Annotated in this window: 13 protein-coding genes; all 13 read right to left on the bottom strand. The window is 73.6% G+C overall.

Annotated features, from left to right (window positions below; all coding sequences use genetic code 11):
* Positions 1 to 7 precede the first annotated feature (7 nt).
* The 13 genes from QPK52_RS14880 to QPK52_RS14820 all read right to left on the bottom strand — a co-directional run bounded on the left by QPK52_RS14880 (position 8) and on the right by QPK52_RS14820 (position 13,649).
* Positions 8 to 1,630 (bottom strand): MFS transporter, encoded by a 1,623-nt coding sequence (locus QPK52_RS14880; protein ID WP_410537966.1) that lies wholly within the window; start codon positions 1,628 to 1,630, stop codon positions 8 to 10.
* Between the two features lie 90 nt (positions 1,631 to 1,720).
* Positions 1,721 to 2,200 carry a nuclear transport factor 2 family protein gene (locus tag QPK52_RS14875; protein ID WP_410537965.1) on the bottom strand — a complete coding sequence of 160 codons (480 nt, stop codon included), beginning with the start codon at positions 2,198 to 2,200 and terminating at the stop codon, positions 1,721 to 1,723.
* Between the two features lie 166 nt (positions 2,201 to 2,366).
* The gene (locus QPK52_RS14870) at positions 2,367 to 2,588 is read right to left on the bottom strand and encodes an acyl-CoA carboxylase subunit epsilon (protein WP_410537964.1); all 222 of its coding nucleotides are present in this window, start codon (positions 2,586 to 2,588) and stop codon (positions 2,367 to 2,369) included.
* A 25-nt stretch (positions 2,589 to 2,613) separates the two neighbouring features.
* Positions 2,614 to 4,161, bottom strand: coding sequence for an acyl-CoA carboxylase subunit beta (locus QPK52_RS14865; RefSeq protein WP_410537963.1), 1,548 nt, complete (start codon positions 4,159 to 4,161; stop codon positions 2,614 to 2,616).
* Positions 4,162 to 4,177: 16 nt separating this feature from the next.
* Positions 4,178 to 5,053 (bottom strand): 4'-phosphopantetheinyl transferase family protein, encoded by an 876-nt coding sequence (locus QPK52_RS14860; RefSeq protein ID WP_410537962.1) that lies wholly within the window; start codon positions 5,051 to 5,053, stop codon positions 4,178 to 4,180.
* Positions 5,050 to 6,339 carry an MFS transporter gene (locus QPK52_RS14855; RefSeq protein ID WP_410537961.1) on the bottom strand — a complete coding sequence of 430 codons (1,290 nt, stop codon included), beginning with the start codon at positions 6,337 to 6,339 and terminating at the stop codon, positions 5,050 to 5,052. The genes QPK52_RS14860 and QPK52_RS14855 overlap by 4 nt, the downstream gene beginning before the upstream one ends.
* A gap of 174 nt (positions 6,340 to 6,513) precedes the next feature.
* Positions 6,514 to 8,520, bottom strand: coding sequence for an SDR family oxidoreductase (locus tag QPK52_RS14850; protein ID WP_410537960.1), 2,007 nt, complete (start codon positions 8,518 to 8,520; stop codon positions 6,514 to 6,516).
* 3 nt (positions 8,521 to 8,523) lie between these two features.
* Entirely contained in the window at positions 8,524 to 9,504 is a 981-nt protein-coding gene (locus tag QPK52_RS14845; protein ID WP_410537959.1) for an aromatase/cyclase, read from the bottom strand.
* A 47-nt stretch (positions 9,505 to 9,551) separates the two neighbouring features.
* Positions 9,552 to 10,337 (bottom strand): 3-oxoacyl-ACP reductase, encoded by a 786-nt coding sequence (locus tag QPK52_RS14840; protein ID WP_410537958.1) that lies wholly within the window; start codon positions 10,335 to 10,337, stop codon positions 9,552 to 9,554.
* 156 nt (positions 10,338 to 10,493) lie between these two features.
* On the bottom strand, positions 10,494 to 10,763 hold the full coding sequence (locus QPK52_RS14835) for an acyl carrier protein (protein WP_410537957.1): 270 nt from the start codon (positions 10,761 to 10,763) through the stop codon (positions 10,494 to 10,496).
* A 41-nt stretch (positions 10,764 to 10,804) separates the two neighbouring features.
* A complete protein-coding gene (locus QPK52_RS14830) occupies positions 10,805 to 12,058 on the bottom strand; it encodes a ketosynthase chain-length factor (RefSeq protein ID WP_410537956.1) in 1,254 nt (417 codons plus the stop codon).
* A complete protein-coding gene (locus tag QPK52_RS14825; protein WP_410537955.1) occupies positions 12,055 to 13,326 on the bottom strand; it encodes a beta-ketoacyl-[acyl-carrier-protein] synthase family protein in 1,272 nt (423 codons plus the stop codon). The genes QPK52_RS14830 and QPK52_RS14825 overlap by 4 nt, the downstream gene beginning before the upstream one ends.
* Complete coding sequence (locus QPK52_RS14820; protein ID WP_410537954.1) at positions 13,323 to 13,649, bottom strand: TcmI family type II polyketide cyclase; 327 nt, start codon at positions 13,647 to 13,649, stop codon at positions 13,323 to 13,325. The genes QPK52_RS14825 and QPK52_RS14820 overlap by 4 nt, the downstream gene beginning before the upstream one ends.
* Positions 13,650 to 13,694: the final 45 nt, after the last annotated feature.

The raw sequence follows: 13,694 nt of genomic DNA, 5'->3' as shown, positions 1-13,694 counted from the left end.
GCCTCCGTCAGATCGTGTCCCGCTTCTCCGGCACGTTCTCCTCGCGCCGCCCGGGGACGTCGTCGCTGTCGTCGTGGGTCTTCTCCAGAGCCTCGCCGTGCTCCTGCGGCCCGCCTCCGGCCGGGGTCCGGCGCAGCAGGGTCATCACGAGCACCACCAGGGCGAGCGTGACGGCGCAGCTCAGGGCGGCCGTCGTGTGCAGGGCGCTGGTGAACGCCTCCCGCGCCCCGTCCAGCAGCCGGGCGGCGAGGCCCGCGGGCAGCTCGCCGGCGACGTCGACCGCGCCGCCGAGCGTGTCCCGCGCGACCTCGGCCGCGCCGGCGGGAACTCCGTCGGGAACGGCGTCGGCCGCCTCGGCCCGGTACACGGCGGTGCCCGCGCTGCCGATGACGGCCAGCCCCATCGCCAGGCCGAACTCGCTGCCGGTCTCGGAGATCGCCGAGGCCGCGCCGGCCCGCTCCGGCGGCGCGGAGCCGATGATCATGTCGGTGGTCAGGGTCATCGTCGGGCCGAGCCCGAAGGACGTGACGACGAAGCCGGCCACCAGCACCGCGAGTCCGGAGTCCCCGGCCACCCGGGTCATCGCGACGAAGCCCAGGGCGGCCAGGAGCAGGCCCGCGCCCATGGCGTACGCGGGGCGCACCTTCCGTACGACCGCGGGCGCCAGCATCGCCCCGACGATGCCGGCGGCGGTCGACGGAAGCGTCCACAGCCCGGCCTGCAGCGGGGAGAGTCCCTCCACCAGCTGGAGGTACTGGATGATGAAGAACTGGGTCCCCGCCATCGCGAAGACCCCCAGGGTCTGGGTGGACAGGGCCGCCGAGAAGGTCCGCTCCGAGAACAGCCGCAGGTCGATGAGCGGGTCGCGCAGCACCCGCTGGCGCCGGAGGAAGACCGCGCCGACGGCGAGACCGGTGAGGACTGCCGCCCCGGCCACCCAGTCCGCGCCGTGCTCGGCCAGCCGCTTGACGCCGTAGACCGCCGTCAGCACCGCCACCAGGGACAGCAGCACGCTGACCACGTCGAGACGGCCCGCCCCGGGGGCGCGGTACTCGGGCAGCAGCGCCGGCCCGAGGACGAGCAGCAGCAGCATCACCGGCACGCCCAGCAGGAACACCGAGCCCCACCAGAACTTCTCCAGCAGCGCGCCGCCGACCAGCGGGCCGATGGCGCCGCCCACCATGAAGGTGGTCATCCAGGTGCTGACGGCGAAGGTGCGCTGGGCCGGGTCCTGGAACATGTGCCGGATCAGCGAGAGCGTGGAGGGCATGAGCGTCGCGCCCGCCACGCCCAGCAGACCGCGGGTCGCGATGAGCATCTCGGCGCTGTCGGACATGGCCGCGAGGACCGACGCGGCGCCGAAGGCGGCGCCTCCCGCCAGCAGCAGTCTGCGGCGGCCGATCCGGTCCCCGAGCGCTCCCATCGTGATCAGCCATCCGGCGATCAGGAAGCCGTAGATGTCGGTGATCCACAGCAGCTGCGTGCCCGTCGGCCGCAGGTCCGCGCTGAGTACGGGCACCGCCAGGTGCAGGACGGTCAGGTCCATCGAGACCAGCAGGGTCGGCAGGACCAGTACCGCGAGCCCGGTCCACTCGCGCCGCCCGGCGCGTTCGGGGGCAGTCGTGTTCATCAGGGGTCAACCTCGTCGTGTCGGGTGGCCCGTCCGGGGCGGGGCCCGTCCGGGATGGGCTCGCTCGGGACCGGGTGTCCGCCCCCGGGCCTACGACGGTCCGGGGCCCGTGGACCACGCCACGTGGTACGTCCACCGCCGGATGCGCCAGCCCTCGTCCGTCCGCACGGCCTCCCCCTCGTAGTGGCCGCCCACCTCGAACAGCGGCTTCTCCCCCGGGTGCACATGGGTGGAGATCATCTGGAAGCGGAAGGCCGCCCGGTCCCCGTCCAGGTCGACGAGGTAGTTGGACGCGAGGTGGTGGGTGCGGACGAACTTCCGCTTGGCCCGGTAGTGGAACTCCGACAGGCCGTCCAGCCCGTGGTGCTCACCGATGGGGAAGACCAGCCGGACGTCCTCGGTGAAGATGCGGCGCGGCCACGTCTCGTCGAAGCCGTTCTCGTCCTGGGTGTCCAGGAGAACGACGTACCGGTCGAGGAGTGCGGTGATTTCCGATCGGTCGGCGAGCATGCGGACCTGGTCCCGGAGTGCCGCGTCTTCCGCCCCGGCGGCCGTTGTGGACGAGAGCACGTTTCCTCCTGTTTCGGCTGGTCACCTTCCCGGGCACGGCGCGGCCGAATTCTTTCGGCCGCGCCGTGCCCGAATGGGCGGCGGCACACGGAAACCACGTCTGGGGAAATCCTCATCGGGGTTTCCGCGGGCCGCAACGAATTTGACGAAGAGTTGTATGTGGCATTCAGCCGTTCGGGGCCCGCCAGGTGCGTGCTCCCTCGAACCCCGGCTCGCGCTCCGGCCTCGACCAGCGGGCCACCGCCCGCCGGCTCCGGGAGACGTCGTCCGGCTCGGCGCCGGCTGCGGCCGTACGGGAGAGCAGGACCGCGGTGAGCGCGGCCAGTTCCTCCGCACCGGGGTTCCCCCTGGTCACCCGCAGGAGAGCGGTCCGTTCGGCGGTGTTCATGGCTGTCTCCTCCCCGTTGTCGTCGTCACTGGGGCGGGTTGCCGTGCTTGCGGCGCGGCAGGTCGGCGTGCTTGGTGCGGAGCATGGCCAGGGAGCGGGCCAGGACCCGCCGGGTGTCGGCGGGGTCGATGACGTCGTCGACCAGGCCGCGCTCGGCCGCGTAGTAGGGGTGCATCAGCTCGGACCGGTACTCCTTGATGCGCTGCCGCCGCACCGCCTCGGGATCGTCGGCGGCGGCGATCTCCCGCCGGAAGATCACACCCGCCGCGCCCTCGGCGCCCATCACCGCGATCTCGTTGGTCGGCCAGGCATAGGTCAGGTCCGCACCGATGGACTGGGAGTCCATCACGATGTACGCACCCCCGTAGGCCTTGCGCAGCACCAGCGAGATCCGCGGCACGGTGGCGTTGCAGTACGCGTACAGCAGCTTCGCGCCGTGCCGGATGATCCCGCCGTGCTCCTGGTCCACCCCCGGCAGGAAGCCCGGCACGTCCAGCAGGGTGACGATGGGGATGTTGAACGCGTCGCACATCTGCACGAAACGGGCGGCCTTCTCCGAGGCGTGGATGTCCAGCACCCCGGCCAGCTGCTGGGGCTGGTTGGCCACCACGCCCACCACCTGACCGTCCAGCCGGGCCAGCGCGCAGATGATGTTGGTGGCCCAGCGCTCGTGGACCTCCAGCATCTCGCCGTCGTCGACGATCTCCTCGATCACCGCCCGCATGTCGTAGGGGCGGTTGCCGTCGGCCGGCACCAGGTCCCGCAGGGCGTCGGTCCGCCGGTCGGGCGAGTCCCCGGAGTGCTCGGCGGGCGGCAGCTCGCGGTTGTTCTGCGGCAGCAGGGACAGCAGGTAGCGCACGTCCTCCAGACAAGTGGCCTCGTCGTCGTAGGCGAAGTGCGCCACCCCGGAGGTCGCGGCGTGCACATCCGCCCCGCCCAGCCCGTCGTGGGTGATCTCCTCGCCGGTGACCGCCTTGACCACGTCGGGGCCGGTGATGAACATCTGCGAGGTCTCGCGGACCATGAACACGAAGTCGGTCAGCGCCGGGGAGTACGCCGCACCGCCCGCGCACGGGCCCAGCATCACCGAGATCTGCGGGATGACGCCGGACGCCTTGGTGTTGCGGCGGAAGATGCCGCCGTAGCCGGCCAGCGCGGTCACGCCCTCCTGGATGCGGGCGCCGGCCCCGTCGTTGAGGGAGACCAGCGGCGCGCCCGCGGCGAGCGCCTGGTCCATCACCTTGTGGATCTTGTTCGCGTGGGCCTCGCCCAGCGCCCCGCCGAAGATGCGGAAGTCGTGGGCGTAGACGAAGACGGTACGGCCCTCGACCGTGCCCCAGCCGGTGACCACCCCGTCGGTGTACGGCCTGCGGTCCTCCAGGCCGAAGCCGGTGGCGCGGTGGCGGCGCAGCGGCTCCAGTTCCTGGAACGACCCCTCGTCCAGCAGCAGTTCGATCCGCTCGCGCGCGGTCAGCTTGCCCTTGGCGTGCTGCCGTTCGGTGGCCGCGGGGTCGGGTCCCCGCAGGACCGACTCCCTGATCGCGCCGAGTTCCTCCAGCCGCTCCTGCATCATGCCGAGCACTCCTCCGTCAGGCGGGCGCCGACCGGACCGGGCCGCCGCTCGGCTGTGCCGGCGCCCGTTCCCGTCCGCCGGGATCCCTGTCCGGGGAAGGCGGGGGCTGTTCGGTCCACTGCTGGGGCTCCCTTCCGTCGATGAGTCCTGTGGGGTCCTGGGCGTACAGGCAGTCGGCGGGCAGCCAGCGGACGGCGGTGCGCCGCACCGCCGTGCCGCGGACGGCCGCGGCGGCCACGTGGCGGACGTGGCTGGAGCCGCAGGGCACGTTGCGCACCGTCCAGCCCGCCGGGCCGCGGGGCGCGTCCGGTCCGCCGTACTCGCCCAGGTAGTCGGCGGACAGGCTGCGGCCGAGTCCGGTGCCGATGCCCTTGAGATAGGCCTCCTTGCGTGTCCACAGCCGTCCGAAGGCCCGCGGGCGCTCGTGCGGTTCCAGCCGTGCGAGCTCCTCCTGCTCGGCCGGGTGGAGCACCGGACCGCACAGCCGGACCGTCTCCTGCGTGGGCAGCTTCTCCACGTCCACCCCGACCGGCTCCGCGGCCACGCCGAAGAGCGCCAGCCCGTGGCTGTGGGAGAGGGAGAAGTGCAGCGGGGGCGGCTCGCCGGCGACGGCCGGGCGGCCGTGCGGCCCGCCGCAGCCGGGGCAGGGCTCCCGGACGAGGCGGACGTCCCGCGGCCGTGTCCGCAGGTACGCCGCCAGCAGCCGCCGCAGCGCGATGTGCGCCGACAGGTACAGCAGCCGGTCGTGGGCCCGTACGAAGGACTCGGCGCGGGCCAGCTCCCCCTCGTCGAGCTCCGAGACCACCAGCGGGTCGCCCGGCAGCCGGGTCCACGGCTGGCGCAGCAGCCACAGGTCGAGCCGCCCCGGTTCCGGTGGCCGCGGCGGGGTCATCGCGGACCGCCGGAGGCGACGAGCGCGTCCCCCTTCCCGGGTCCGCGCCCACCGGGTCCGCGCCCGCCGGGTCCGCGCAGTCCCGTGAGCGCGACGAGGGCGCCCAGGGAGCCGATCGCGGTGACGAGCAGCAGCGCGGGACGGTCGCCGAAGGCGCCGTGCAGGGCCGCGACCAGGCACAGCGTCACCACCGCGCCGGTCTGGACGGCGGCCTGGTAGAGGGCGACTGCCGCTCCGCGGGAGGCGGGTGGCAGGGCGGAGGTGGCCTGCATGTTCAGGGGCGCGAAGGAGAGCGCGAAGGCGGCACCGACCAGCAGCAGCGTCGGCAGCAGCCCGGCGGCGTAGGAGTCCGGCGCGGGCGAGGCCAGGCGCAGCCCGTACCCGGTGACCGCCGCCAGGGCGCCGGCGGCGATCAGCCGGGCCGTGCCGAAGCGCCCGGCCACCCGGCCCGCGTGCAGGGCCGTCAGCGCCGGGGGCAGGCAGGCGGGCAGGAAGGCCAGGGCCGTCCACCACGGGGACCAGCCCCACTCCGTCTGCAGTTCGAAGGTGCACAGCAGCAGCAGGCCCAGATACGTGCCGTTGAGGGCCGCCGCGCCGGCCGCCGAGCGCAGCAGGGCGCCGTCGCGCAGCAGGGCGGGCGCCCACGGCGCGGGGGCGGGACGCCGGTCGCGGCGGGGCGGGTCCCGGGGGATGAGCCGTGCCCCGGCCACCAGCAGCACCAGCGCCGCCGGGGCGGGGAACAGCAGCGTCCAGCGCCAGTCCGCCTCGGTGAGGGCGCCGGAGAGCAGCAGCCCCACGGTGAAGCCTGCCGCGCCGAAGAGGGAGTAGACCGACACCGCGCGGCGCTGCTCCGGCCCCTCCCGGAAGGCGACGGTGATGATGGCCAGTCCGGTCGGGGCCGTGAGCGCCGCGCACACGCCCTTGACGACGCGGGTGGCGATCAGCACGGCCGCGCTGTCGGCCAGGTAGCCGGCCACGGACGCGGCGGCGAAGACGAGCAGCGCGGCGAGGTAGACCGGGCGCCGCCCCCAGCGCGCGGTGATCCGGGGCCCCAGGAGCAGCAGGGCGCCGAAGCCGAGGGCGAAGCCGCTCATCGTCCACTGCACGGTCCACAGCGACAGGCCGAGGCCGGCCCCGATGGCCGGCAGCGCCACGAGCACCACCGACACCTCCAGGGCGTCGATGAGCATGTTCCCGGCGAGCACCAGGAGCAGGGCCCACCGCCGCGGGCCGGAGACCGCTGCGGTGGAGGGCGGGGATGGCGGGGAGGGTGAGATCGCTGTCATGTCGGTTGCACCGCCGGGCAGTCGGGGAGTCGGGGGCGTGGAGGAGCGGGGCGTACGGGGACGCGGGCGGGCGGGGGCCGCCGGCCGGCCGCGGACGGGGGATCGGCGGTGTCCGCGGCCGGCCCGGCGCCGGCGCCCGGCGGGGGCGGGAGGGCGCCGGAGCCCTGCGGCGCCTCAGCCGCCCAGCAGCGTGCCGCCGCTGGCGTCGAGGTAGGAGCCGGTGATCCAGCGGGCGTCGTCGCCGGCCAGGAACGCCACCACGTCGGCGATGTCCTGCGGCTCGCCCACCCGGTTGAACACCGACAGCGCCGCCATCTGCTCCACGGCCTCGGGGATGTCGAAGACCGGGGTGCCGTTGTTCGTGATGCCGGGGCCCACGCTGTTGACGGTGATGCCGCGGGGGCCCAGGTGCTTGGCGTAGTGCAGGGTGAGCTGGTCGACGGCGCCCTTGGTCATCGCGTACGCGATCTCCTGCGGGTTGGCGAAACGGGTCAGGCCGGAGGAGATGTTGATGATGCGCCCGCCGGAGGACATGTTCTTCAGCGCGCGCTGCACGATGAAGAACGGCGCCCTGGCGTTGACCGCGTAGAGCCGGTCGAACTGCTCGGGGGTGACCTCCTCGGGGGCGACACCGCCCATCACCCCGGCGTTGTTGACCAGGATGTCCAGCCCGGTGCCGCCGGTGCGCTCCCTCAGGCCCTCCTCCAGTTGGAGGAACAGCTCGTGGACGTCGCCGGGGACGCCCAGCTCCGCCTGGACGGCGAAGGCCCGGCCGCCGTCCTTCTCGATCGACGCGACGACCTCGTCGGCCGCCTCCCGGGCCGTCGAGCAGTGCACGGCCACCAGCGCGCCCTCCCGCGCCAGCCGCAGCGCGATCGCCCTGCCGATCCCGCGGCTGGAGCCCGTGACGAGGGCGGTCCTGCCCGTGAGCCTGTCCATGGTGTTCCTCCTTCGCGTGGTGGTGTGGTTCCGGGGCGCGGGCACGGGTGCGGGCGCGGACACGGGCGCGGGGCGGTCGGAGCGCGGGTTGTCCAGGCCGCTGATCATGGCGGCCAGATGGCGCCGCACCGGGGGCTTCTCCATCAGCTCGCCGAGGACGGCGCGCAGCGGCTCCACCTCCGGCCCGCCGAGCAGCAGCCGGGCCTGGGCCCCGATGTTGGCCAGCACCCGCCGCCCGACCGGGTGGCGGGTGGCGTGGTACGAGTCCAGCAGCGCCTCGTCGGGCCGGCCCCCGAACTGGGCGGCGAGCTTCCAGCCGAGGTCGGCGGCGTCCTGGAGGCCGAGGTTGAGTGCCTGGCCGCCGACCGGCATCTGGACGTGGGCGGCGTCCCCGGCCAGCAGCACCCGGCCCTGCCGGTAGCGGGTCACCTGGCGGCGGGCGTCGCCGAAGGCGTTGACCCACACCGGTGTGCCGCCGGCGACGTCCTCGCCGGTGACCCGGCGCCATGCGTCGACGACCTCGGCGAAGTCCGGCGCCCCGGTGCGGCGCACCGGAGCGCGCCCGTACTCGTGGACCATGATCCGGGTGACCCCGCTCGGGAGGCGGGCGGCGACGGCCAGCCCGGCCGGGAGGCGTTCGAAGCGCCGGCCGGGCACCTCGATGCCGGTGACGTCCGCCCGCAGCAGTTCCCTGGTGGCCTCGGTGCCGGGGAAGTCGAAGCCCGCGAGCCGCCGTACGGTGCTGCGCTCGCCGTCGCAGCCGACGGCGTATGCGCAGCGCAGCCGCACCGGCGCTCCGCCGGGCCCCTCGGCCTCGATCTCGACGTGGTCCCCCCGGTCGGCGAGCCCGGTCACCCGGTGGCCGCGCCGCAGTTCGGCGCCGAGTGCGGCGGCCCGCCGCCGCAGGACCGCCTCGACACGGGTCTGCGGCGCCTTCCACTGCCCGGCGTACGGGTGGCCGGGATCGGCCGCGGTCAGGTCCAGCGGAATGCCGCCGAAGTGCCCGGGGCCGCCGGGGGCGGGCGGTCCCAGTTCCTCCAGCAGGCCCCGCTCGGCGAGCAGTTCCATGGTCCGGGCGTGCAGGGTGGACGCCCGGGACTCGGTGGTCGGTTCGGCGAGCTGTTCCAGCACGGTCACCCGGGCCCCGCCGGTGCGCAGCTCGAAGGCGAGCAGCAGGCCGACGGGCCCGGCTCCGACGACCACGACATCGGTGTCCAGCGCGGTGTCGAACCGGGTGGACACCGCTCAGCGCCGCGCTTCCGCGTACTCCTTGGCGTAGCCAAGGGTGGCCCGGCTGTTGGTGCTCAGCGCGCTGCGGACGAAGTCGCGCGCCTCCAGCACTCCGGCGTCCTCGCCCAGCACCTTCGCGATGTTGGCGGTGTTGAGGACCACCGTGTGCTGGGAGGTGGCGGTGGTGACGCCGGAGGCGTCCTCCTCGAACAGCCAGTAGCCGGTGTGCAGCGCCATCAGCGCCGGGAGGGTGGTCTGCTTGTAGACGATCCTGTGGTGCGGGAAGCAGACCCGGACGGACTCGGTGGTGTGGGTCGAGCCGTCCTTGGCGAGGGTGTCCATCCTCAGCACCTGCAGGCCCGGGGAGTCCTCGGTCAGCGAGACCTCGGCCACGTGCGGCAGCCGCTCCTTCCACAGACCGGCCTCGTTGACGAAGTCGTAGGCGTCCTTGGCGGACCCGTTGATCTCGACGCTGTCCTGGAAGGACAGGGTCAGCTCGGCCGCACCGGTCGCCAGCTCGACGTTCCTCTTCAGCGCGGCCAGCTCCGAGCGGCTGTTGCGGTCCACCGCCCGGTCGATCCACTCCAGCTTCTCCGGGTCGTCGCCGACGGCCCGGTAGTCGTGCAGCAGCCGCACGCGGCAGGAGTCCCCGCCGAGCGGCTCGATGATCCACGTGCCGCCCATGGACGCCACCGGAGGCGCGGAGACCTCCTGGCGGAAGGTGATGGTCCGCGCCCTCGGGTCCAGGGTGCGGCGGGAAGTCCAGTTCTTGGCCTCGCCGTTGGCGGTGGCCCAGATGCGGATGCGCTCCTCGGTCACGCCGTCCGCGCCGCCGGCCGCGTCATCGGCCGGGCCGCCGGCCGGGCCGTCCCCGACGCGGTCGACGTGGACGGTCGGGGGGAAGATCCGGGGCCAGTTCTCCACCTCGGCGATCAGCCGGTACACCTCGGCCGCCGGGGCCCCGATCGTGATCTCGTGCTCGACCTCGCGGGTCATGGTGCGCTCTCCCCTCTCCGGTTCGGGTCTGCGGGCCGGGCCCGCGGTCAGAAGTTGCCGAGCCCGCCGCAGACGTTCAGCGCCTGGGCGGTGATGGACGCGGCCGTGTCGGAGGCCAGGTAGCCGACGAGTCCGGCGACCTCCTCGGGCGTGGAGTAGCGGCCGAGCGGGATCTTGGCCTGGAACTTCTCCAGGATCTTCTCCTCGGTGGTGTCGTACGCCTCGGCGTAGCCCTTGCGGACCCGCTGGGCCATCGGGGTCTCCACATAGCCGGGGCACACGGCGTTGACGGTGATCCCGGTCGGCGCCAGCTCGTTGCCCAGGGCCTTGGTGAAGCCGACGACGCCGTGCTTGGAGGCCGAGTAGGGGGCGCCCAGCACGACGCCCTGCTTCCCCGCGGTGGAGGCGATGTTGATGATGCGGCCGCGGTCCTTCCTCCGCATGCCGCCGGTGTTCAGCACCTCGCGCGTCATCCGGAAGACGCTGTTGAGGTTGGTGTCGATGACGTCGAACCACAGCTCGTCGGGTATGTCGGCGGTGACCCCGCCGCCGGAGCGGCCGGCGTTGTTCACCAGGACGTCCACCGTGCCGTACCGGTCCACGGCCGCCCGCACGAAGTCCCGGACCTCCTGCGCGGAGCGGACGTCGCACGGGGTCCCGTCCACGTCCAGGCCCTCGGCCTGGAGCTCCTTGACGGTGTCGGTGACGTTCTGCTCGCTGCGGGCGCAGATGAACACCCGGTGGCCGCTGCGGGCCAGCAGCCGCGTGGTGGCCAGCCCGATGCCGCTGGTGGCACCGGTGACGACGGCGACCCTCGGTTCCTGCTGTGTCATGTCTTCCTCCTGGGAGGGCTGTTCGGGGCGGTCGTTCGGGAAACCCGGGGGCGGAGGGCGCTGCCGCCGCGCCCGGGCGGCGCGGCGGCAGCGGTGCGTGCGCACCGACGGGTGGGGCGGTGCGCACACCGGAGGGGGAGTGGTCGGGTGGCGGCCTCAGGCGACCGGCGCGGGCGCCAGCCGGCTGTTGACGAGCTCTATCAGGGCGCGCGGCGTGCGCGCGTCGGTCAGCGCGGAGTCGTCGAGCTTGATGCCGTACTCCCGCTCGATGCGGCCGCCGGTCTCCAGCAGGGCGAGCGATTCGTAGCCGAGTTCCTCGAAGTCGGTGTCCAGGATGTCGCCGTCGAGGTCGACGCTCTCGTCGGCGCCGGCACCCTCGCGCAGGATCCTCCTGAGGTCCTCGACGGTGAAACGCGTAGCAGCCATGTTCTTCCTCTCGTGTGGTTGCGGTGGTGGGCTTGCCGACGTCAGCGGTCGAAAGCCCGCACGATCACCGCGGAGTTGAAGCCGCCGTGGCCGCGGGCCAGCACCAGGGCCGAGCGCAGCCCCTCGGCCGGCCGCGCCTCCGCGGTGACCAGGTCGATGTCGTACGCGTCGGCGAGCGTGACGTGGGGGGTCGGGGGGATGACCCCGTCGCGTATCGCCAGCAGGGCGGTGGCCACGTCCAGCGAGGCGGCGCCGGAGTACAGCCGTCCGGTCATCGCCTTGGGCGCGGTGACCGGGACGCCGCGCGGTCCGAAGACCTTGGTGAGGGCCTCCGCCTCGACGCGGTCGAGCTCGGGGACGGCGGCGGCGTCGGCGAAGACGACACCGATCTCCCCGGGCTGCGCGCCCGCGTCCTCCAGCGCCAGTTCGATCGCCTTCTGCAGCCCCGGCCCCCGCGACCGCCCGCCGCCGGGCCGGGGGTCGAAGGTGGAGCCGTATCCGGCGATCTCGCCGTAGATCCGGGGCGCCCGGCGCTCGCGGGCGCTCTCGGCGTCCTCCACGACCAGCAGCGCCCCGCCCTCGCCGGGTACGTGCCCGCACGCGTCGGCGTCGAAGGGCAGGTAGGCCCGTTCGGGGTCCTCGCGGGTGCTCAGCCGCCCGCCGGCGAGCATGGCGACCCAGCCCCAGGGGCAGAGCGAGGCGTCGATGCCGCCGGAGACGATCAGCCGGGTGCCCCTGCGGATCTGGCGGCGGGCCTGGGCGATCGCGTCGAGGCCGCCGGCCTGGTCGCTGACGACCACCCCGCTGGGACCGCGCATCCCGTTGCGGATGGAGATCTGGCCGCTGTTGACCGCGTAGAACCAGGCGAAGGACTGGTACGCGCTGACGTACTGGCCGCCCTTGCTCCACAGGTTCCGCAGCTCGCCCTGGCCGAACTCGAAGCCGCCCGAGGAACTGGCGGTGACCACGCCCATCTCGTACTCGGGCAGGTCGCTCGGCTGTACGCCCGCGTCGGCGAAGGCGCAGTCGGCGCTCACCAGGGCGATCCGGGTCATCCGGTCGGTCTGCGGGATCAGCCGGCCGGGCAGGTGCTCCTCGGCGACGAAGTCGCGGATCTCGCCGGCGAGCCGGGCCGGGTACCGCGAGGGGTCGAAGCGGGTCAGGCGGCCGATCCCGTGCACGCCCTCGCGGGTCGCGTTCCAGTAGTTCTCCACGCCCAGGCCGGTGGGGGCCGCGATGCCCAGGCCGGTGACGACGGTCCTGCGGGCGCCGGCCTCGGATGCGCTGCCGGTCATGCGCCACTCCTCTCGGGTCGGGCGAGCACCATCGCGCTCTGGAATCCGCCGAAGCCGCTGCCCACCGACAGCACGGCGTCGGTCTTCCAGTCCCGCGCGGTCAGGGGCACGTAGTCGAGGTCGCACTCGGGGTCGGGGGTGTGCAGGTTGGCCGTGGGGGGCACCACGCCGTACTCCATGGCCAGCGCGCAGGCGGCGATCTCGATCGAGCCGATCGCGCCCAGCGAGTGGCCGACCATCGACTTGATGGAGCTGACGGGAACGGCGTACGCGTGCTCCCCCAGGCTCTTCTTGAAGGCGGCGGTCTCGTGCCGGTCGTTCTGCTTGGTCCCCGAGCCGTGCGCGTTGACGTAGTCGATGTCCTCGGGGGCGAGCCGGGCCTCGTCCAGGGCGACGCGGATGGCCTCGGCCATCTCCCGCCCGTCGGGGCGCAGTCCGGTCATGTGGAAGGCGTTGCACCGGGAGGCGTAGCCCGCGATCTCGGCGTACACGTGGGCCCCGCGCCGCCGGGCGCGCTCCAGCTCCTCCAGCACGAAGACGGCCGAGCCCTCGCCCAGGACGAAGCCGTTGCGGGTGCCGTCGAAGGGGCGGGAGGCGTGCTCGGGGTCGTCGTTGCGCGGCGTGGTCGCCTTGATCGCGTCGAAGCAGGCCACGGTGATCGGCGAGATCGGGGCGTCGGTGGCGCCCGCGACCATCACGTCGGCGGTGCCCTCGCGGATCAGCTCGGTGGCGTACCCGACCGCGTCGAGCCCGGAGGTGCAGCCGGTGGAGACCACCGTGTTGGGCCCCTCCGCGCCCACCGCCCAGGCGACCTCGGCCGAGAAGGAGCTGGGGACGAAGTAGTTGTACAGGTGCGGCACCGCGTAGGCGTGGTCGACCAGGTCCAGCCGTCCGCCGTCGCTGACGGCGCGGTACTCCCAGTCGAGGCCGGTGGTCGCGCCGACCGCGCTGCCGATGGTCACCCCGACGCGGTACGGGTCGGTGTCGCCGAGCTCCACCCCGCTGTCCTCCACCGCCTCCCGGGCGGTGACCACGGCGAGCTGCGCGGCCCGGTCCATGCGCCGGACCTCCTGGGGGCTCAGCCCGTGCAGGTCGGGGTCGAAGTCGATCTCGGCCGCGACCTGGGAGCGGAAGGGGGAGGGGTCGAAGAAGCTGATCCGGCGCGTCGCCGTCCGGCCCTCGGAGAGCAGGTGCCAGAAGTTCTTGGTGCCCACCCCGCCGGGGGCGGTGACGCCGATGCCGGTGATCACCACGCGCCGCCCGGTCACAGCGTGCTCCAGTGGTAGAAGCGCTCGGCCATCGCGTCGGACGGGGAGCGCCAGGTGGCCGGGTCGTAGGCCGTGATGAACGGCTTGAGGTCCTCGCTGATGCCGACGAACCGCGGATCCGTCTTGGCCTTCTCGATCCGCTCGCCGCCGTCCTCGGAGTCGAAGTCCTGGAGGTGGAAGTACAGCCCCCGGTACGAGAAGAGCTGGCGGCGCCGGGTCCCCATGCGGTGCGGCATGTCGGTGGCGTCGAAATCCGCGAAGAGCCGGGCCACGTCCTGGGCCGAGCCCGGCTCCATGCGGGCCACGATCAGCGTGCTGTGCATTTTTTCCCTTCTCCTTGTCGGGCGTGGGGAGCCTGGTGGGGCGGG

The sequence above is a fragment of the Streptomyces sp. KL2 genome (assembly GCF_046529545.1).
GTDB lineage: Bacteria > Actinomycetota > Actinomycetes > Streptomycetales > Streptomycetaceae > Streptomyces > Streptomyces radiopugnans.
Note: the sequence above shows the minus strand (reverse complement) of the source record. Positions and strands in the feature narration are given on the sequence as shown.